We start from the raw sequence: 18,832 nt of genomic DNA on the forward strand, positions 1-18,832 counted from the left end.
GCCGCACTCCCTCGCCTCGCCGCGCGGCGACGGAGCAAGAGTGCTGGAGCAGAAGCTATGCCCAAAGCGGAAAGCTTGTCGATCGACAAAATTCGCGTTCCGACCAAGAGCAGAAAGACGCTCGACCCCGGGCTCGTTCAAACGATCGCGGAAAGCATCCTGGAGATCGGACAGCAAGTTCCCATTTCCGTTCGCCCCGAGGATGATCAGTTCGTTCTGGTCGACGGACTGCATCGGCTCGAGGCCTGCAAGGCCCTTGGTGAAATGTCCGTCATCGCTGTCGCCGTCGCGGCAGAGAGTCCTCAGCACAGGAAACTGCTGTCCGACAGCACGGAACTGGAAGCCGAGCGCAACAAGATGGCCCGGTTGAAGCAATTGCGCCTTGAGAGGGAGGCCGCCACAGCAGTCGCGGCTGCGCCGGCGAAACCGGGCTTCAATCGGCAACCGGAACGAAGTACAGGGGCCAAGCCGGCCGCATCATCGACGCGAACCGCCCGGACGGCAGCAACATTGGTACCCGGAACGAAAACCCTGTCCCAATGGATCGCCCAACAGAAAAGCGACGGTGGCCGTTATTGACCCTTCGCCGCGCTGTCCAGGCGCGAATTAGCCAGCCCGCAAGCGCCTATTGCTTATTGCCGCAATATCACACGCGCAAATGAGGCGCCGATCCCCGCAAGCATCGGCGCCCCTCCACGCGCAGCCTATGATTGCTCGCCCGAGCGCGCGATCAGTGCTTTGCCATCCCTGCCAGAATTGGGCCGGCTTCCGCGTCCTCGACGCAGGGCGTGACCGTGAGCTCCATGACATTCGCCCACTGTGCGTACCACTGGTACATGGCCTTGGGATCGTTGCTTTCCGAAATGGCGAAACCCTCGCCATTCATTCCATGCCAACGCCCGAGCATCTTGACGCCCTCGGGCGGAGCTCCGCCGGTTTCCAGGAATTTCTTGATCGCTGCATCGATCGAGCTTGGCGGAATTTTCCAATGCGAGATGTACTTCATCAATGCTCTCCCATTTAAAAATGCGCTTCCGTGCCTATACGGCAGTGCCTAGTCAAACACGAAGCGGTGACGCTGCAAAGACCCGCGCCTTGCTCGAGCGTGGGCCTCGATCGGTCGCGCGGCCCCATTTCCAGCGTGTCTCTGGACGACGTTACCGGGGACTAGCAAATTCAAACGATTGGCCATACCCTTTGGGCGCATGAGCTGAAAGACAGCGCGCTACATCTAAAATCATCGAGCGAGCGTAGAGTGCGATCACCACGGATGCAATGAACGACAGCCCGCACACCTCTTGGCCTGCCTTCATAAATGACGTGCAAGCCGACTATCCCGAGCATTTCGACTGGGGCGCGCTGGCGGCGTTGCGGACGAAGTCGGTACCGGCTGCCGTGACCGGCGCGGCCGAGGCCGCTTCGGGGCGCAACAGCGTATTTGGCGATGGCCGAGCTGCGCAAACCGTGCCGCCAAGCGTTGGGCTGGATTTTCGGCCGGGCATTGAACCAACATCCTTACCGGATGAACCAGCCACCGCATCGGCAGGCGCGATCGATCCGACGTCCGAGGCTCGTGCCACGCAGGGTGATGCCGCTCCGCTCTCAGGAGCCCTCCCACCAGAGAGATCTGCAGTCGACCAAGAACCTTTGCCTCTCGCGACAATACGTCGGTCGCAACTCCCTTTGCCGGAGGACGGCATTTTGCGGTTGCGGTTTTCCGATGTCGGTGAACCCAGCGAACCGGGAGAACACCGCTCGCACTACGGTCTTGTCGAAGTTACACGAAGTGATCTCGCCGTCTGGAAGGCTTTTCCGGACGCGGTCTTCACGGTCATACAACCTTCGCCCTACTCGAACGCGACGATCTTCCGACTCGGGACTTTCGAGGTTTGAGCGCCCGCATGTCTCTCTAACGCGAGGGCGGGATCAGCGCTCGCAGGATGTCCGGCTTCCAGGCCTGGCGCGCACTGTCGAAGGCCGCGAAATCATGGTCGAACTGCCAATAGGCCCATGACCAGCCCAGCCGGTCGGCGCTTCGCGCGACGTACGACAGGTATCTCGCGCGACTATCGGACGGTGCGCGCTCGTACACGCCGAACTCGCCGAGGTAAACCGGGCGCTTTTCTTTCTCTGCCCAGCGGCTCATCTTCTCGAAGTCGGCCGCGGCCCGCGCTTCGTCATCCTGCGAGCCCCAATCCAGCGGACCGATCCGCGAAAACGTCGCCGACCACGGCGCCCCCTGATGCGTGAACCGCAAGGGCGCGTAATAGTGAAACGTGACGATGAGGTTACGGTCGTCAGCCGGCAGAACCAGCTCGTCGACGGGATTCTCATCGACGTTGAGAACTGCGGCAATGACCGGCCGCGCGGGGTTGGTGCGGCGGATGATGCCGAGGCATTCGCCCAGCAGCGAATTCCATTCGGCCGACGTCATGTGTCCGCCCGGCTCGTTCAAGATCTCGAAGACCAGTTTCGGATACTTGCCGGTATAGCGCTCGGCGATCTGCCGCCAGAACGCCTTCAGCTTTTCCGCGCATCCGGCCACGTCGCTCTGGCAGACGTGGGTATCGTGCTCGTCGAGAACGGGAACGAGATTGCGCGCCAGGACCTCCTCGATGACGGCATCAAGCCGCCTCAGGACGATCTCGTCCAGGACGTTCCCCGGACCCATGAACTTGAAGCCGAAGAAATTGATCCTGACATGCGCGAACCCGGCCTTCTTGATGGCCGTCAGATTGTCCAGGCGGAACGGCACATTCTGACCGCCTTCCCAGATCCCGTCATAGCCGAGAATGTTGATGCCGCGGCCCAGTTTCGGCATGCCATTGGAAGCAGCCTGCGCGGCAGCGGGAGATGGGGAGCAGAGCGCCGCGACGAAGAGAAAGCCTGCCGCAAGATCGAGACTCTTCGGCCAGCGAGCACGGATGGCGGTCATCTGCTTCCATTCCAAAGACTAGAGATCTGTCTGTCGTACCGGTCGGCACGTCGCAAAGAAAAACCCGACCAGCAGCACCGACGTGAACATCGTCGAGCGGAGGAACGTCGTCTCCGTGAAATTGGTCTGAAAGCTCAGGACGACAAATCCGATGATGAGGGCGCAGTGCGACCGATCGATCGACTGGGCGGAAATGAGATGGAGCATCTTGTTCGAGAACAGAAGGACGCTTCCCGTGAACAGCATATACCCGATGAATCCCGTCTCGATCAGGATGGTGATGTAGCCACTGTGATAATTGTCCAGCACCCAGCTGTGGTTCTGCTCGAAATAATCGTAGATCGAGGGGATCGTCCAGAACCCGTTGATCCCGAAGCCGAGCAGCGGGGCATCGTCAAAATGGCTTATCGCGTAGTGCCAGATGAAGGTCCGCTCGGTAAAGTCGATGCTCGCGTCACCGAAATGGATCGCATCATATCCGGTCGTGTAGAAATAGAGGAACAGCGCGCCCGCCGCCAGGCACATGACGAACGGCAGCACCGCATAGAGCCTCATGCAGGTGACCGACCACATCGAGGTCACGAGCAGCGCGCAGGCGGCCAGGGCGACCGCACCGGCGCCGCGCGATTCCGAGGCAAGGACGCATGTCGACGCCAGAAGGAATGTCGCGAGGAACGCCAGCCAGCCCTGCCCCCTCATCTTCAGATAGCAGGCAAAGAACATCAGATAGGCGCCGACGAAGCCAAGCGTCTGCTTCGATTCATAGATACCCTGCCATTGACCGCTGTGCATCCAGCTGTGGTCGATCCCGATGTCGGGAACGGCGACCGCAAAGAAGGCCGATGCGGCGACCAGGACGAACAGTCCAAGGGCCGTGGCGCCTACAATCTCGTCGATGTCGATGCGCGTGACGAGGCAGAAGGCGCCAAAAGTCGTCATCGCAAGCGCCGCACTCTTCATCAGTGCCGCGACATTCAGGCTGGACCAGAACACGGAGATGACGGCGAAGCCGTAGAATGCGACCAGCACGACCAAATCGGGGTTGAACTGCAAACGCAGGCGCGGCCGCACGAATGCGCTTGCATAGATCGAGACGCCCCACATCAGGATCGCGACGGCCTGCTGCAGATAAGTCAGCTCCGCCGGCAGCAGCCCCGTGTTGAGGGTGCCCATCGACGCAATGACATTGATGGTGATCGAACAGCGGATTGCGACGCTGGCAATCCCCTCGATGCCAACGCTGCGCGTCTGCCAGATCGCGCTCTCGGAAATCCCGGAGTCCGCATCGCTCTGTAGGCTGGCCATGGGCCGACCTTCCTTCAACGCGGTTAATTGTTCGCTAGCGCAGGTCGGCCTCCACGTCCGAGCCCCAAGACCGCGCAACGTTAAGAATTCGGTAACGATACGAACCGGGCTCGATGCATTAATGCAAATCATACCGCGTCGGTATCTCGACCGTCACTCCCCTGCTATAAAACCCTGGTTCCGGCTCGGATCGACCATTCCCGAGTGTCATGATTTCCCTGGTTACGCATGAATACGTCTAGCAATACGTTCGATATCGCCGTCGAGCCGGCATTCGACTTTCTGTCCCCGGAATATGCCGAGCTGTTCGACAGTTCGGCCGCGACTGCTTTCCAGCATCCGCTCTGGCTGCACAGCCTCTACAGCAGGCTTGCAACTCATGCCGGAGCAACCCCGCTGGTCGTCGTGGCTCGCCATCACGCGAGCGGCGCCCTTGCGATGGTGCTGCCTTTGCTGCGGATCCGACGCGGTCCGATACGAACCGTCGAATTCGCCGACCTGCGTGTCTCCGACTATCTGGCGCCCGTTTGCAGCCCGCAGGTATTTGCCGAGCTGCTCAGAGATGCGGACGCATGCGCGGAGATCGGGCATCTCGTCCGCCCCTTCGACCTGCTTCGGATGACCAAGCTGCCGGACGGGCGGCTTCCGATCGAGAGCCTCCTGGACGCGCCCCGCCGGGTCGCGATGGACAGCAATGCCTATGCGACGGTTCTCGTGGCGCCTTTCGAGCAATGGCGGGCCAGTGCGATGGATCGCTCCTACCAGAAGGAGCTCGCAAAAAAATCTCGTCAGCTCCAGAAGAAAGGCGCGTTGAGCTTCTCATGCTGCGATGACAGCGCCTCGATCCTGAACGCTCTTGACGTGATGAAACAATTCCGCGGCCCGCGCTTCCAGTCGCAGGGCGACGGGGACCTGCTCCAGCGACCCGAGTATTACGACTTCTATTCCGACGTGGCGGTTCGCGGCCTCCACTCCTTCGTGCGGCTCTATGCCATGAAGATGGATGATGAGGTGATCGCCGCCGTGCTTGGATTGCATCACCGCGACAGCTTCCTCGTCATCATGAGCGCTTTCGACATTGACGGATACAAGAGCCAGTCGCTGGGTGCGCTGATGTTCGAGCAGGTGGCGAGGGATTGCATCGAGCGCGGAGACCAGATGCTCGATTTCACGATCGGCGACGAGCCGTACAAGAAACTGTTCGGCGCACAGCCGTCGCCAATGTGGACCGTGACCCAGACCGGCAGCACTGTGGGCGCCATATCGCTGTTCGCACTGAAGCAGGCCCCCTGGCTCAAGCTGGCCGCCAAGCGGATGTCGGAGTTCAGGCTCCTGCCGACCCGCACCTCGACGCCGACGCGCTGAGGCGCCGCCAGGTCTGATTCTCAGGCGCGTAGCGCGCTTCGAACTTGCGCGAGCCAGCCTGGCTGCATCTGATCGACCCGATGGGTGATACTGCGCCGCAGGAAATGCAGCCGCCGCCGCACATCCCAGCTGAGGTCGTTGCGGGATGTCAGCGCCTGACGGAAGCGCGCCATCTTCAGCGACTGCTGATCTGCCGCGATCTTGTCGGTATCGGCATAGAACTGCGATATCTTCTCCGTGCCCATGCCTGCGGTTGCGAGCCAGCGCGGCGCATATTCGCTGCAAAGACGCTCGACGTCCACCAGCAGGCGGGCGACGCCCGTGCCGGCCGCCGGACAGTTGGTCTGGAACGCATCGCCGATGAGCACTACACCGGGCTGGAGATGTCCATCGACGACGGACAGATCCATCACCCAGTTCTGGACCCGGTCCGTCACGCGGAAGTCGCCGAGGAAGGACTGCAATCCCGGCAGCAACCGCAACAGCGTCGCTTCCGTGTCCCGACGCAGGTCTCGCATGACAGGATCGGTCGGATCGCGGAACATGAAGAGATTTGCCCGCATGCCTGCGCGCACCGGAAACAGGCTGAGATAATCGACGCCGTCCGCTGTACGTTCGCCGTAACAGGTCAGCGCCTCGAAATCGAACGGTGCGCCATCCCGGCGGGCAATCGTGAAGCCGAATGAGACCGAATGGCGTTCCGCCAGCACGCGCCGCCTGATACCGAGCTTGTAGCCAAGCGCTCCCGCCATGCCCGTGGCCAGAACGACGAGGCGCGCATCGATGCGCTGTCCGGAGGCGAGCTCGAGATGCTGAACGTCGTCGCTGGAGGTGATCGCTGCGACTTCGTCGACGATCAGACTTGAGGGATCAGGTAACTGGCTGCGCGCCATGGCAACGAGATCGGCATAAGGAAGCCCGTAAGCCTGCCCGACGGTGACATCGACCACCTTGCCTTCCCTGACATTGAGCACGCGGTCATAGCGGCAACCGGCGCTGGCGAGCGCATCGATGAAGCCGAGCCTGCGGAACATCTCCAGCTGATGGCCGCCGATCTTCTCGACCCGAAACTCATCCGGAGGCACAGCGCGCTTGTCGACGAGCGCAACGCGATGCCCTGCCCGCGCGAGGACAGACGCCGCCAGCGATCCCGCAAGGCCGCCGCCGACGATGGCGACGTCCGCAGCGATCGTCGAAATCCCCGCCGCTGCGACCGGCTCGGTCACGATGCTATCCGCCGTCATGGTCCAGGCTCCCACGGTTAACGGTGGTTCCACGTGCAATTATCCCGCCTGATGTCGCATCGCAGGGCCGAACGCGATCATTTCCAGAGATCGAGGTTAACGAACCAAACAACGGATCCGGCAGGACGAGATCGCGGCACGCGTCTTGCTCAGAATGGCCGGCGAAGACCCGATTTCGGCAGTACCACGGTGGAGCGAATGCCTGCGTCTCGTCGGAGCGGCGTCATGTCGCTGTTCGAGCGAGCCTGCGTCTGCTCTATCTGGGACAATCCGGACGAAGGTGTTTCACCGTGGCGCAGCGGACGTACCACCGGCATCGGTTGCGATCCAAGGGCTTCGGAGGCTCCCATTAACACTCGGGGTTTTTCGACATGCTAGGCTGCCGCCAATATCGTAATGCGTTCCTTCAGGGGAGAGTTGCCCCTTAAACCTCCATGATCGAAACCATCATCCAGTTTCTGCGGCGTGACGTAACGCGCGGTGTCGTCGGGACCATCCTCCTCAAGGTTGGCAGCGGCGCGCTTGCGTTTGCGTTGTTCTCGCTGGCGGCACGAACGATGTCGCCGGATGGATTCGGCATCTTTGCGACCTGGCTGTCCGTTGCCCAGATTGCAGCCGTCGTGGGACTGGTCGGACAGGAATCGCTTCTGGTGCGCTTCCTGAACGAGTACAGGGTGCAAGATCGGCCCGATCTGACCAAGGGCGTGCTGCTATCGAGCCTGAAGATCTCGTCCGTCGCGATGCTGATTGCGATCGGTGCAACCGCGATCGCGGCAGGTATGAGAGGCGACTCCTGGCTGCTGATCGTCGCCGTGTCTGCCTACACCGCCGTGAGCGCGGGCCTGATGCTCGGCAGCCAGGTCGCGCGCTCGCTGGTCAGCATTCTCATGGGGGAAGGAAACAGGGAATTCTTCTGGCGGGTCGGCGTCGTCCTGTTTCTGCTCGCCGTCTTGTTTGGCCACCGGCAGCTCGATCCCGCCGAGCTGATCGCCGTGATGACGATCGCGATGTCGATTGGTCTGGTGACGCAGATCGTTGCCGTTGCACAAGCGCTGCCGGATTTCCGCGGCACGGTGGCGCAGTCCGAGACGTCACGCTGGCGATCGAGCGCACTTCATTTCTGGGTCGCCTCTATCCTGGAGGCGGCAAACCAGTATTTCGACGTCATCCTGGTCTACTGGATGCTCGACCCGGCAACCGCCGGAATCTATTTCGCGGCCTCCCGCCTCGCCAACATCTTCGCCATGGTGTCGGCTGCGCTGTATAGTTTCGGCGCGCGCCGGCTTCCCTCGCTGTACTTCAGCAAGAACCACCAGGAGTTCGAGCGAACGTTGCAGCTGATGGCGGAGGTGACCGCGCTTTGCGTGGTCAGCGGACTGTTGCTGATCTGGGTCGGCGGTCCCCATCTTCTCAATCTGTTCGGGCCTCATTTCGCGGCACAGCACTGGGTCCTGATCGTGCTTGCGATCGGAACGGCCGTTCAGGCGGCGGGCGGTCCTTCTGCGGCGATCCTGCAGTTGACCGGCCACGAACGCATCTATGTCCCCGTCGTCGCTGCGAACGTCGCGCTGCGGCTGGTCGGATTCCTCGTCCTGATTCCCTGGCTCGGCGTGCTTGGCGCTGCGATCTCGGCGACCCTGTCGCTGGCGCTGGCGACCATCGCGCTCAACATCCTCTGCCGGCGGCGAACCGGCGTGGACCCTTCCATTCTCGTGCTCTTGCGCTTCTCGGCATGGAAACGCGGCGCCTACGCGGTCCGCGGTGCCGAGCCCGGCGAGTAGCCGCCGATCAACCGGCGAGGCCCAGCACTTCGCCGCGACGCTGCGCCGACGCCGGATCGGCCGTCACATGATTGACGACGATGCCGGTCGGCACGCCGCTGAAGCGTGAGAGCGCGGCAATTGCCCGGCGCATGGCGGCTGAATCGACCGCGTCTTCGCGCGCGACCAGAATGACGAGATCGGCATGCGCGGCCAGCGCCGCCGCCTCCGGCTGCAGGGCCAGCGAGGTTGCATGGACGACGATCAGATCGAACTCGGAACGAATATCGTCCGCGGGCAACGGCTCGGGCCGCTTGCTCGCGCCCAGAAGTGCACTGACGCTGCGGAAGTTCGCGATGGTCGCTCCGTCCGCCTGCCCCTTGGCAAGGCCCGCCCCGGCACCGCCGAGATCCGGTTCGACCCGGATCAGGACGCTCAGCTTTCCCCTGTTCACCGCCCATCGATTCAACGAGCGCGCGACAGTGTTGCCGCCGGCGCGCTTACCGACCGACATCACGAGCACGACCTTGCCCCGGGCTCCCGGCAGCTTCTCCAACCTGTCGAGCACCGGACGCAGATGCGGGCCGAGATCGAGCTCGGCTGTCGCGGACACCGGGCCTTGCCAGATGTTTCTGGGCGTATCGCCAGGCAACAGATCGGGAATGCGGGCCCACACCGGCGGGCGCGGCCAAGCCGCAGGCTGACGCGGCGCCGGATCGGAGGCACGAACTTCTTCGGCGGGCTCGTCGGATCCGCGCGCAGTCGCGGCAACGACCGCCGTCGATGCCAGCAGCGAGCCGATCGCGAGCACGGCGAGCAGCAGAGGCAGCGGCGGAAGGGTCGAGCGCAGCGGCGGAATGGCGGGCGATGCCACCTTGGTCTGGGAGCTCTGCAGAAGGCGCTGCTCATTCGTGGTCTTGGAGCGCGACAGGAACTGCTCGTAGATGTTCCTGTTGGCCTCGGCGTCGCGCTGCAGCTCCTGGAGCTTCACCAGAGCCTGACCGTCGACAAGGAGCTGCGATTCAGCCGCCTTCATCTGGCTTTCGAGCGCCTTCTGCTGATCGCGCTGGGACTCGTATTCCGACTTTGCGGTGTCGATGCCCTTGGCCCGCTCGACCTCGATCTGCCTGTTGAGATCGTTCAGCTGGCTGTACGACATCACGAGATCGGGATGGCGATCGCCGAGCACCGCCCGCTTCTGCGCAATCTGGTCGTTGAGGGCCGATCGCTGGGCGCGCAGCGCGCTGAGGAGATCCTGCTTGGCGGGCGCCTCGACATTCGCTTTCACGTCACGCTGCGCCTGCTCGTAGCGGGCCTTCGCCTCTTCGGTCCGGGCGCGGGCAGCGGCGACCTGCTGCGACAGCTCGGTCACGCGCAATTGTTGCGTCGTGGAATCCTTGCCGGCGTTGACAATCCTGTGCTCGAGCTTGAACGCGGCGACGGCGTCCTCCGATGCCTTCAGCCGGTCGCTCAATGTCTTGAGCCGGCTGCTCAGCCAGTCGGCAGCTTCATCGGTCGCCTCGGTTCGGATGCTTTTCTGGCTCGCGACGAACGCCTCGGCGATCGCGTTGGCATAATAGGCCGCCCGCTCCGATCGGTTCGAGGTGAAGCGGATGGCGATCACATAAGTGAGTCCGCGCCGGGAAATGTCGAGGCGATTGCGGAATCGCTCGAGCAGACGCGCGGGGTCGGTGTGTCCCCCGGAAATGTCCTCGTCGTCGCGAACCTTGAGCTGCTCGATCAGCGGCTTGAGGAAGCCGTCGGACTTCGCCACTTCGACAAGGCTCTGCAGCGCGGCACTGTCCTGCCCTATGCCCGGCAGAACGTCCTGGTCCGCAGTCACGCGCTGCTCGCGGGGATCGACCACGACCAGCGCGGTCGCGGCAAATCGAACAGGAATTACCAGGAGGACGATGGCGCCGAGGGCGAAGATCGCGAGCGCCAGCGTCAGGATGCGGCGCGCATTGTCGCGAAGGAAGGAGAACGCACCCGCCGCGGTGAGGAGGCCGCCAAGGCGCGCGGCCGTCCCGCGAGGCTTATCGGTCGATGCAGTCCGGCTCTGCCACGACGCGGCGACATCGGTCGATCCGGAACTTGTCGGGTCTGCGCGGCGACCGAACGTCATGGACTTTACTCGGATTCAACTGGCGAACACTGTTCAGTGGCCTGCTCCACCGTAAATATCTATGGTTAATCGGCGGTTACCCGCCCCTCGCGCGAGGATGACCAATTGGTTAACACGCGCGTATCGCACCGTCCCGAAACCAGCAGATTTTCTCGTGAATGACAGCCTTCCGGCCGTGCCGCATTAACTCCGTTTGTTGCTAGTCGGTGTCCGCGTGGTGCTCGCATGATAGGTACGGGGTTAAGAAGGTGAACGTTTCATTAGCGGGTCGGAATTCGTGCTCCATTACCAACCAGGCGCAGAACTGGGCGATGCACCGAAGCTGCCGTCCACCGCAGCAGCACTCGCAAGACCCGACATCGGCGCAGCGATGGCGCACGTGCTTCTCGTCCAGACCCAGGCCGAGAACGCCGGTGCGCAGGAGATCTCCAGGCTGCTCGGCGCCGGCCTCTCCGCGCGCGGCTATCGCGTCACCAATCTGTTCTTCTTCCGCAAGTCGGAGTCCTTCGACGAGCCGCCGGATACGCTCTATTGCGCTGCGCGCCGGCCCGGCAATCCGCTGACGCTGCTGCGGATGCTGTGGACACTCGGCCGTCATATCAGGACCACCAGGCCCGATGCGGTTCTGACCTTCCAGCATTTCGGCAACGTCATCGGCGCAGGCACATCGCGCCTCGTCTGCCGCGCACCCGTCGTCGCCAATCAGGTCTCGTCCGCGCTGTCGATGAGCTGGCCGGTGCGCGCGGCCGACATCGTCATGGGCAGCCTCGGCTTCTTCGACCGGATCACGCTCAATTCGAAGGACATGCAGCGCGAATATTCGCGCTACCCCGCGTCGTACCGATCGCGCATGGTACATGTCCCGCACGGTTTCGACGACAAGGCCCTCACTCTGTCGAAGCAAGCCGCACGCGCGAAATTCAATCTGCCGCAGGACCGCACCCTGCTCGGCTGCGCCGCGCGGCTGCACCCGCACAAGCGCCTCGATGCGGCGATCCGCCTGTTGCCGGATCAGCCGTCCTGGCACCTTGCACTGGCCGGCCAGGGCGCCGACGAGGCCCGGCTGCGGCAGCTCGCGGATGATTTGAAAGTATCGGACCGGCTGCATCTGCTCGGTGAAATCACGCCGCGCCGGATGGCGGACTTTCTCGCCTCTCTCGACATCTTCGTGTTCCCGACGCAGGCCGAAACCTTCGGCCTCGCCGCCGTCGAGGCCGCGAGCGCTGGCGTTCCCTCCGTCGTCACTGATCTTCCGGTGCTGCGCGAGGTATTGTCCTTCGAGGGAAAACCGACAGCGCTGTTCGTCGATGCCTCCGATCATGCGCAGCTGTCGGCAGCCGTCTCGAGACTCCTGACCGACCAATCCTTGCGCGACGAGCTGCGACAAAACGCCAAAGGCCTGAGGTCGCGCTATTCGGTAGACGCCATGGTGGAGGAATACGTTCGAATTCTCGGCCAAGTCATTTGACCTGATAGATGGGCTCGACATGATCATCGAGTTTCGCTGTGAAATTGAGCATGCGCGGCGGTGGATGGACCGCGAGACGCTGTCGATCGACGGGCGCGATGTTCCTGTCCAAGTCGCATGGACGGCAACGGCAGAGCCGCGGCCGGCAGGTCTCGACATGCTGTTCGAGCTCGAACGCATTGTGCTGCACAAGGGCAAACACAGCGGCGTCTCCAGTCTGAAGGTCATTCCGGACCGGACACAGGCGCGCGTCGCCACTGCCGACGTGATCGTCGATTTCACCAGCACTGCGCGCGACCCAAACTGCCCTGCCCGATTGTATCTCCGTCCGCGGTTCAATGGAGCCGCAGGCGAGAACGCCGCGCTCGCCGCCATCCTCGCCGGCGACCTACCCGTCATCGAGATCGTCAACGAGGTCGACGGAGCAATCCTTGATCGCGGCCATCCATCTGGAGAGATTGCCGCCGGCCTCAGCGGCGCGCTCGAAACGGTGATGGCGCGAACCTTGACCATGGTGGCGGCGATTGTGTCGGGGCGGCCGCGAATTGTGCCGCAGCTTGCCCATCCCGCCACGACGGCAAGCCAGCGCGGCCCCGCCAGCTACGTCGCGCGCGGGCTCGCCGTGTCGATCGCCAAGGAAATCTATCGCCTCTGCTGCTACGCCCCGCACTGGCACGTCGGATGGCGCTTCAATGACAATGCAGGCGTCTGGCAGACGGGAGATCTGTCCGGGCCGGGCTGGAACGTCCTCGGCGATCCCGGAAACCATTTCTACGCCGATCCATTTCCCATCACCTGGTGCGGACGGACATTCGTCTTCTTCGAAGATCTCGATCACCGCGTCGGCAAGGGAATCATCTCGGCCATCGAGTTCGGTGACGCCGGGCCGATCGGCTCCGTCGTGCCCGTGCTGGAAGAGCCCTGGCATCTGTCCTACCCGTTCCTGATCGAGGACGATGGCGAGTTGTGGATGATCCCGGAGAGCTCGCTCGCCGGCGACGTCGCGCTCTATAAATGCGTGCGGTTTCCGGACAAGTGGGAGCGGCACGCGACGCTGCTGTCAGGCCTCGAGCTCGCCGATGCGACGGTCACGCGGCACAACGGTCTGTCCTATCTGTTCGGCGCCTGGCGCGACGGCACCGGCGGCTATTCGGATTCGCTTGCGATCTACTACGCCGAGCATCTGCTCGGCCCCTGGCTGCCGCACGCCAGCAATCCGGTCCTGATCGATCGCGCCAGCGCACGACCCGCCGGGAATTTCGTCACCATCAATGACAAGCTGTGGCGGCCGGTTCAGGATTGCACCGGCGGATATGGCGCAGGGCTGGCGCTGGCGGAAATTGTCGAGTTGTCGCCGACGACATTCAGACAGATCATCCGCCACTCCCTCAAGCCCGGACCGTTATGGCCGGGCCGGAAGCTGCACACGCTGAACCGCTGCGGCCGGCTCGAGGTGATCGACGGATCGCGGGTTCAGCCCAAGACGCGGGCCTTCGCGCGGCGATTGCCATCGGCTGTCCTGTCGACGCGAACAAGCCCGTCGACTGCCTGCTGAGCAGAGTCCCGTCAACGGCGCATTGCTCGCCTGAGCGAGAGCGATGTTCAATTCGCGCGGGATTCGTGGCAAACAGGAGCGAGCGACGCCGGTCACAGCCACGACAGGCCGCCCGGAGATTCCATGGTCAACACCACCAGCTCGACGCAACGGCCCTTCGATCCCCGCAGTAAATGGTCCGAGCTGTCGCCGGCGGAACGCAGCGCTGCCTATGACAACAACGCCGCCGTCAAGAACAGCCCGGCCCTGATCGCCGAGCGCAACGAGGCCTCGGCCAAGCTGCGCGGGACGCTGAAGTCGCACCTCGATTTGCCTTACGGCGAGCGGGCGAACAACAAGATCGATCTCTACCCCGCTGCGAAGCCCGATGCGCCCTGCCTGGTGTTCGTGCATGGCGGCTATTGGCAGCGCAATTCGCGCGAGCTGTTCGCCATGCTGGTGGAAGGCGTTGCCGCACATGGCTGGTCGGTTGCCATTCCCGGCTATTCGCTGGCGCCCGAGGTGTCCCTCACCGAGATCGTCGCCGAGATCCCGCGTTCGCTCGACTGGCTCGCCGCGCACGGCGCATCCTATGGCATCGCCGGGCCGGTTATCCTGTCGGGCTGGTCCGCGGGTGCCCATCTCGTCGCGATGGCGCTGAACCATCCGCGCGTCCATGCCGGGCTCGCGCTCTCGGGCGTCTACGATCTCGCGCCGATCCGCGATACCGGGCTCAACACCGCGCTCAAGCTGACGGATGAGGAGATCGCAACGCTTTCGCCGCTTCGCCTGCCGGTGACGCGGAAGCGGCTCGACATCGCCTATGGCAGCAGCGAGCTGCCGGCGCTGGTGTGCGATTCAATCGACTTCCATGAGAAGCGCGCGGCCGCGGGAGCCCCGGGCCAGCTCATTGCGGTCGAAGGCGCCGACCATTTCACCATTCTCGAGGCGCTGCGGCGGCCGGACGGCGTGCTGGTGGAGGCCGCGCGCCGGCTGCTGGATTAAAAAAGTTCGAAAACAACCCCATGCACAGTAGAGCGCCCTTGTTTTCAAAGGTGAATTCACGCCGCTCGTGGCTTTGACCCGTCGGGCAAAACAGGGGCATGATGCCATCATCGCCCCGGCTGGCGCTCCTGCACCTCAATCCAGATCTGCGCGCCCGAGATCCGCACCGGATAGAGCCGCAACGGCGGGCTCGGCCATCCCGCAGTGATCGCTCCGTCGCGCAAATCGAATGATGCCGCATGACGCGGGCAATGAAGCCGGCCCGCCGTCACCTGTCCCAGGGCCAGGTCCGCCTGCTCGTGCGGGCACGCACGTTCGCAGGCGACAACATCGCCCTCGTTCCAGATCACGAGCAGATCGCGCCCGGCAATGCGGACGATTGCTTCTGCTTTCAGCCGGTCGAGATCGCAGACAGCAATCCACCCGGCCTCATCATGCACCGAGATAGGCCTTCCGCACATGCTCGTTCTCGATCAGCTCGGTGCCGGCGCCTGACAGCACGACGCGGCCGTTCTCGAGCAGATAGGCGTGATCGCACATCTCGAGCGCGGCAAAGGCGTTCTGCTCGACCAGCAGCACCGTGGTGCCGGCATCACGGATGCCGCGGATGATCGCAAAGGTGCGCTCGACGATGTTGGGCGCGAGCCCGAGCGATGGCTCGTCGAACATGATCAGCCTCGGCCGCGACATCAGCGCGCGCCCGATCGCGAGCATCTGCTGCTCGCCGCCGGACAGCGTGCCCGCCGCCTGCCGGCGCCGCTCGGCGAGCCGCGGAAATTCCGTGTAGATGCGGTCGCGATCGGCCGCGATCTCACCCGAACCACGACGGAGGTAAGCCCCCATGTCGAGATTTTCCTCGACGCTCATGTGCGGAAACATGCGCCGTCCCTCCGGACAATGCGCGATCCCGCTCGCCAGCACGCGCGGCGGCCTTGCCCCCGTTATGTCGATCCCCTCGAACTTCATCTGGCCAGAGCGCGGCGGCACCAGGCCGGAAATCGCGCGCAGCGTCGTGCTCTTGCCGGCGCCGTTGGCGCCGATCAGCGCGACCAGTTGCCCGGCCTTCACGTCGAGCGAAATGCCGCGCAGCGCGGTGACGCCGCCATAGCCGCAGACCATGTCGCGGATTTCAAGCACGCGCGGCTCCATGTCCGAGATAGGCTTCGATCACCGCCGGATCGTTGCGGATGACGTCGGGCGTTCCTTCCGCGATGATACGTCCGTAGTTGAGCACCACGATGCGGTCCGAGACCGTCATCACCATCGGCATGTCGTGCTCGACCAGGAGGATGGTGATGCCGCGGTCGCGAATGCTGCGGATCAATTCGACGAAGCGGTGCGTCTCCGAGGCGTTCATGCCCGAGACCGGCTCGTCGAGCAGCAGCATCGACGGCTCGGCCGCCAGCGCCAGCGCGACGCCGACGAGGCGCTGCTCGCCGTAGGAGAGCGAGCCGGCCGCGTCATGCGCACGGCGTTCGAGCCCGACCCATTCGAGCAGCTCGCTCGCCCGCTGCCGCAGCCTGCGCTCCGAGGCGCGCGCGCCCGGCAGCCCGAGGATGGCGTCGAGCAGCCGGACCCGGCCCTGACGATGCAGGCCGATCAGGAGATTGTCGTAGACGGTGTCGTTGGGAAACACGCTGGTGCGCTGGAAGGTGCGGATCAGGCCGAGATCGGCGATCTCGTGCGGCTTCAATCCGGTGAGCGTTGTGCCCTGATAGGTGACGTGGCCCGCGCTCGGCGTCAGGAAGCCGGTCATGACGTTGAAGGCGGTGGTCTTGCCGGCGCCGTTCGGCCCGATCAGGCTGACGATCTCGCCCTCGCCGACCGTAAAGCTCATGTCGGAGATCGCGACCAGCCCGCCAAAGCGGACCGCGACCTGATCGATGGTCATGGCAATGCTGCGCGCGGTCATCACGCCGGCTCCTTGGCGCCGGTTTCAGGGAGCGCCACGGGCGCGAGCGCGGTCGTACCCCTCCGCTGCCGGGTCAACCGCTGCGCCAGCGAGGGCACGATGCCGCGCGGCAACACGAACAGGATGGCGATGAGCACGCCGCCATAGGCGATCCACTGCGCTTCCGGCGCCATCACCGGCCGCAGCGCGACCGGCAGCAGCCCGAAGATCAGACCGCCGACGACCGGCCCCGCCAGCGAGCCCTTGCCACCGCTGATGACCATGATCACCATGGTGACGGTGTTGATGAAGGCGAACACTTCGGGATCGATGATCCGGATGTAATGCGCATAGAGGCTGCCGGCGGCACCCGCGATCGCAGCCGAGATCACGGCCGCAATCGTCAGAGTCCTGGTCACGTCGATCCCGACGGAGACGGCCAGTGTCTCGTTCTCCATCAGCCCGCGCATCGCGCGGCCGAAATGGGAATGAACGAGGCGCGCGATCAGGAGGTAGGCGATGAGCGCGACGACCAGGACGAGGTAGTAGTTCTGCATCTTGGTGCGAAGCGTCAACTCACCGAAGCCGGGCAAGGGCAGCGCGATGGAGGGAATGTTGGTCAGCGCCAGCGGGCCCTGCGTCAGCTCGACCCAGTTCAGCGCCACCAGCCGTACCACCTCGGCAAAGGAGATCGTCACGATGACGAAATAGGCCCCACGGACGCGGAACGAGAGAAGACCCACGAAATAGCCGCACAATCCGGCGATCAGGATCGCGAGCACGAAGCCTATGATCGGCGGCCAGGGTGCGTGAACCAGGCGGACGTCGCCGGGCAGGCCGACGTCGAAGCCGAGCGATGTCAGTGCGCTGACATAGGCGCCGATGCCGAAGAAGGCGATGTGGCCGAGGCTGAGCTGGCCGGTGAAGCCGAGCAGCAGATTGAGGCTCATCGCGCCGATAACGAAGATGCCGGTCGTGATCAGCGCATTCAGCAGATAGGGATCGCGCAGCCAGAGCGGCACCGAGGCAAGCGTGATGACCGCGAGGATGGTGATGATCGCCCTCATCCGACGCGCTCCGCGCGGGCGAACAGGCCGGTCGGCCGGAAGATCAGCACCGCGATGATGATCAGAAAGCCCATGGCGTCGCGGTAGCCCGACGAGACGTAGCCGGCGCCGAGCTCCTCGGCGAGCGCCAGGATGAAGCCGCCGATCACCGCGCCGGTGATGTTGCCGAGACCGCCGAGGATGACGATGGCAAAGGCCTTCACCGCGGCGAGATCGCCCATCTGCGGGAAGATGACGTAGACCGGGCCGAGCAGCGCGCCGGCGGCGGCGGCCAGGCTGGAGCCGATCGCGAAGGTCGAGGTGTAGATCATGTCGACATTGACGCCCATCAGCGAGGCCGTGTCGTGGTCCTGGAACGTCGCCCGCATCGCGCGGCCGAGGCTGGTCTTGTTGATCAGGAGATACGTCACCAGGATCAACATGGCCGCCGCAGCGAGCACGAACAGGCGCAGCCACGACACCGACACCGGTCCGAGCACCAGCGGCGCCTCCGGAAACGGCGTTGCCACCGATTTGGCGACCCCGCCCCAGATCCACAGCGTGCCCGACTGCATCGCGATCCAGGCGCCAATCATGACCAGCATCGTGGTATCGATGTCGGAGCCGCGCAGCGGCCGCAGCAGGGTCAGCTCGATCGCCGCCCCCAGCAGCCATCCGGCCAGCACCGCCACCGGCAGCGCGAGAAAGAAGTTCAGCCCGAGCTGCTGCACCACGATGAACATGATGTAGGCGCCGAACGTATAGAGTACGCCATGGGTGAAATTCACGACGTTCATGATGCCGAAGATCAAGGTCAGCCCGATGCCCAGCAGCGCATAGGTGCCGCCGAGCACGAGCATGTTGACCAGATGCTGGAGGAATTCGCTCAAGGTTGTTCCCGGATATCCTGGATGGCGGCGAGGGCCGCGGTGTGTCGCCCTCGCCCAGGATTGACTGATGTTAAAAGCGGAATGGCTTTAGGTCGGATCGATGACCGCGGCGGCTCGTTCACCTCTCCCGCTTGCGGGAGAGGTCGGCGCGAAGCGTCGGGTGAGGGCTTTCTCCTCTTGGCGACTGTCCCATTGTGGAGACACCCTCTCCCCAACCCTCTCCCGCAAGCGGGCGAGGGAGCGCACCTCCTTCGTTGCGGATCG

Annotated in this window: 17 protein-coding genes; 7 read left to right on the forward strand and 10 right to left on the reverse strand. The window is 63.8% G+C overall.

The genetic code is table 11. The features are described from left to right. Positions 1-57 precede the first annotated feature (57 nt). Entirely contained in the window at positions 58-579 is a 522-nt protein-coding gene (locus tag N2603_RS28930; protein WP_260384801.1) for a ParB N-terminal domain-containing protein, read from the forward strand. 151 nt (positions 580-730) lie between these two features. On the opposite strand, the gene N2603_RS28935 is transcribed toward N2603_RS28930, so the two are convergent. Next, positions 731-1,006: a DUF3303 domain-containing protein gene (locus N2603_RS28935; RefSeq protein ID WP_018647522.1), complete on the reverse strand. Its 276-nt coding sequence runs from the start codon at positions 1,004-1,006 to the stop codon at positions 731-733. Between the two features lie 269 nt (positions 1,007-1,275). On the opposite strand from N2603_RS28935, the gene N2603_RS28940 reads away from it, so the two are divergent. Then, positions 1,276-1,893: a hypothetical protein gene (locus N2603_RS28940; RefSeq protein ID WP_260384802.1), complete on the forward strand. Its 618-nt coding sequence runs from the start codon at positions 1,276-1,278 to the stop codon at positions 1,891-1,893. Positions 1,894-1,909: 16 nt separating this feature from the next. On the opposite strand, the gene N2603_RS28945 is transcribed toward N2603_RS28940, so the two are convergent. Beyond that, a complete protein-coding gene (locus N2603_RS28945; protein WP_260384803.1) occupies positions 1,910-2,935 on the reverse strand; it encodes a glycoside hydrolase family 5 protein in 1,026 nt (341 codons plus the stop codon). Between the two features lie 18 nt (positions 2,936-2,953). Further along, complete coding sequence (locus tag N2603_RS28950; protein ID WP_260384804.1) at positions 2,954-4,240, reverse strand: O-antigen ligase family protein; 1,287 nt, start codon at positions 4,238-4,240, stop codon at positions 2,954-2,956. A 228-nt stretch (positions 4,241-4,468) separates the two neighbouring features. Between N2603_RS28950 and N2603_RS28955 the strand changes: the two genes are divergently transcribed. After that, positions 4,469-5,605, forward strand: a complete 1,137-nt coding sequence (locus N2603_RS28955; RefSeq protein WP_260384805.1) for a GNAT family N-acetyltransferase — start codon at positions 4,469-4,471, stop codon at positions 5,603-5,605. 20 nt (positions 5,606-5,625) lie between these two features. On the opposite strand, the gene N2603_RS28960 is transcribed toward N2603_RS28955, so the two are convergent. Continuing rightward, positions 5,626-6,849 carry an FAD-dependent oxidoreductase gene (locus tag N2603_RS28960; RefSeq protein WP_260384806.1) on the reverse strand — a complete coding sequence of 408 codons (1,224 nt, stop codon included), beginning with the start codon at positions 6,847-6,849 and terminating at the stop codon, positions 5,626-5,628. A 434-nt stretch (positions 6,850-7,283) separates the two neighbouring features. Here N2603_RS28960 and N2603_RS28965 point away from each other — a divergent pair, with 434 nt between their 5' ends. Next, on the forward strand, positions 7,284-8,630 hold the full coding sequence (locus N2603_RS28965) for a lipopolysaccharide biosynthesis protein (protein WP_260384807.1): 1,347 nt from the start codon (positions 7,284-7,286) through the stop codon (positions 8,628-8,630). Positions 8,631-8,637: 7 nt separating this feature from the next. Here the strand turns inward: N2603_RS28965 and N2603_RS28970 are convergent, their stop codons facing one another. Continuing rightward, complete coding sequence (locus tag N2603_RS28970) at positions 8,638-10,734, reverse strand: GumC family protein (protein WP_260384808.1); 2,097 nt, start codon at positions 10,732-10,734, stop codon at positions 8,638-8,640. 277 nt (positions 10,735-11,011) lie between these two features. Here N2603_RS28970 and N2603_RS28975 point away from each other — a divergent pair, with 277 nt between their 5' ends. The 3 genes from N2603_RS28975 (at position 11,012) to N2603_RS28985 (ending at position 14,741) form a co-directional block, all read left to right on the forward strand. Next, a complete protein-coding gene (locus N2603_RS28975; RefSeq protein ID WP_260384809.1) occupies positions 11,012-12,202 on the forward strand; it encodes a glycosyltransferase family 4 protein in 1,191 nt (396 codons plus the stop codon). Positions 12,203-12,221: 19 nt separating this feature from the next. Beyond that, positions 12,222-13,757: a glucosamine inositolphosphorylceramide transferase family protein gene (locus tag N2603_RS28980; RefSeq protein WP_260384810.1), complete on the forward strand. Its 1,536-nt coding sequence runs from the start codon at positions 12,222-12,224 to the stop codon at positions 13,755-13,757. Positions 13,758-13,880: 123 nt separating this feature from the next. Next, complete coding sequence (locus tag N2603_RS28985; RefSeq protein ID WP_260384811.1) at positions 13,881-14,741, forward strand: alpha/beta hydrolase; 861 nt, start codon at positions 13,881-13,883, stop codon at positions 14,739-14,741. Between the two features lie 107 nt (positions 14,742-14,848). Here N2603_RS28985 and N2603_RS28990 read toward each other — a convergent pair whose 3' ends face one another. The 5 genes from N2603_RS28990 to N2603_RS29010 are packed head-to-tail and all read right to left on the reverse strand — an operon-like array spanning position 14,849 to position 18,568. Continuing rightward, positions 14,849-15,181 carry a Rieske (2Fe-2S) protein gene (locus N2603_RS28990; RefSeq protein WP_425248932.1) on the reverse strand — a complete coding sequence of 111 codons (333 nt, stop codon included), beginning with the start codon at positions 15,179-15,181 and terminating at the stop codon, positions 14,849-14,851. After that, positions 15,174-15,878: an ABC transporter ATP-binding protein gene (locus tag N2603_RS28995; RefSeq protein ID WP_260384813.1), complete on the reverse strand. Its 705-nt coding sequence runs from the start codon at positions 15,876-15,878 to the stop codon at positions 15,174-15,176. Before N2603_RS28995 ends, N2603_RS28990 begins: the two co-directional genes overlap by 8 nt. Then, on the reverse strand, positions 15,871-16,653 hold the full coding sequence (locus tag N2603_RS29000; RefSeq protein WP_260384814.1) for an ABC transporter ATP-binding protein: 783 nt from the start codon (positions 16,651-16,653) through the stop codon (positions 15,871-15,873). Before N2603_RS29000 ends, N2603_RS28995 begins: the two co-directional genes overlap by 8 nt. Beyond that, positions 16,653-17,699, reverse strand: coding sequence for a branched-chain amino acid ABC transporter permease (locus tag N2603_RS29005; protein ID WP_260384815.1), 1,047 nt, complete (start codon positions 17,697-17,699; stop codon positions 16,653-16,655). Before N2603_RS29005 ends, N2603_RS29000 begins: the two co-directional genes overlap by 1 nt. Further along, positions 17,696-18,568, reverse strand: coding sequence for a branched-chain amino acid ABC transporter permease (locus N2603_RS29010; RefSeq protein ID WP_018647536.1), 873 nt, complete (start codon positions 18,566-18,568; stop codon positions 17,696-17,698). The genes N2603_RS29005 and N2603_RS29010 overlap by 4 nt, the downstream gene beginning before the upstream one ends. Positions 18,569-18,832: the final 264 nt, after the last annotated feature.

The organism is Bradyrhizobium huanghuaihaiense (assembly GCF_025200885.1).
Lineage (GTDB): Bacteria > Pseudomonadota > Alphaproteobacteria > Rhizobiales > Xanthobacteraceae > Bradyrhizobium > Bradyrhizobium huanghuaihaiense.

Bases quoted from the DNA above. Each gene is read 5' to 3' on its own strand.
- N2603_RS28930 (WP_260384801.1), top strand. From the start codon at position 58: ATGCCCAAAGCGGAAAGCTTGTCGATCGACAAAATTCGCGTTCCGACC.
- N2603_RS28935 (WP_018647522.1), bottom strand. From the start codon at position 1,006: ATGAAGTACATCTCGCATTGGAAAATTCCGCCAAGCTCGATCGATGCA.
- N2603_RS28940 (WP_260384802.1), top strand. From the start codon at position 1,276: ATGAACGACAGCCCGCACACCTCTTGGCCTGCCTTCATAAATGACGTG.
- N2603_RS28945 (WP_260384803.1), bottom strand. From the start codon at position 2,935: ATGACCGCCATCCGTGCTCGCTGGCCGAAGAGTCTCGATCTTGCGGCA.
- N2603_RS28950 (WP_260384804.1), bottom strand. From the start codon at position 4,240: ATGGCCAGCCTACAGAGCGATGCGGACTCCGGGATTTCCGAGAGCGCG.
- N2603_RS28955 (WP_260384805.1), top strand. From the start codon at position 4,469: ATGAATACGTCTAGCAATACGTTCGATATCGCCGTCGAGCCGGCATTC.
- N2603_RS28960 (WP_260384806.1), bottom strand. From the start codon at position 6,849: ATGACGGCGGATAGCATCGTGACCGAGCCGGTCGCAGCGGCGGGGATT.
- N2603_RS28965 (WP_260384807.1), top strand. From the start codon at position 7,284: ATGATCGAAACCATCATCCAGTTTCTGCGGCGTGACGTAACGCGCGGT.
- N2603_RS28970 (WP_260384808.1), bottom strand. From the start codon at position 10,734: ATGACGTTCGGTCGCCGCGCAGACCCGACAAGTTCCGGATCGACCGAT.
- N2603_RS28980 (WP_260384810.1), top strand. From the start codon at position 12,222: ATGATCATCGAGTTTCGCTGTGAAATTGAGCATGCGCGGCGGTGGATG.
- N2603_RS28985 (WP_260384811.1), top strand. From the start codon at position 13,881: ATGGTCAACACCACCAGCTCGACGCAACGGCCCTTCGATCCCCGCAGT.
- N2603_RS29000 (WP_260384814.1), bottom strand. From the start codon at position 16,653: ATGACCGCGCGCAGCATTGCCATGACCATCGATCAGGTCGCGGTCCGC.
- N2603_RS29005 (WP_260384815.1), bottom strand. From the start codon at position 17,699: ATGAGGGCGATCATCACCATCCTCGCGGTCATCACGCTTGCCTCGGTG.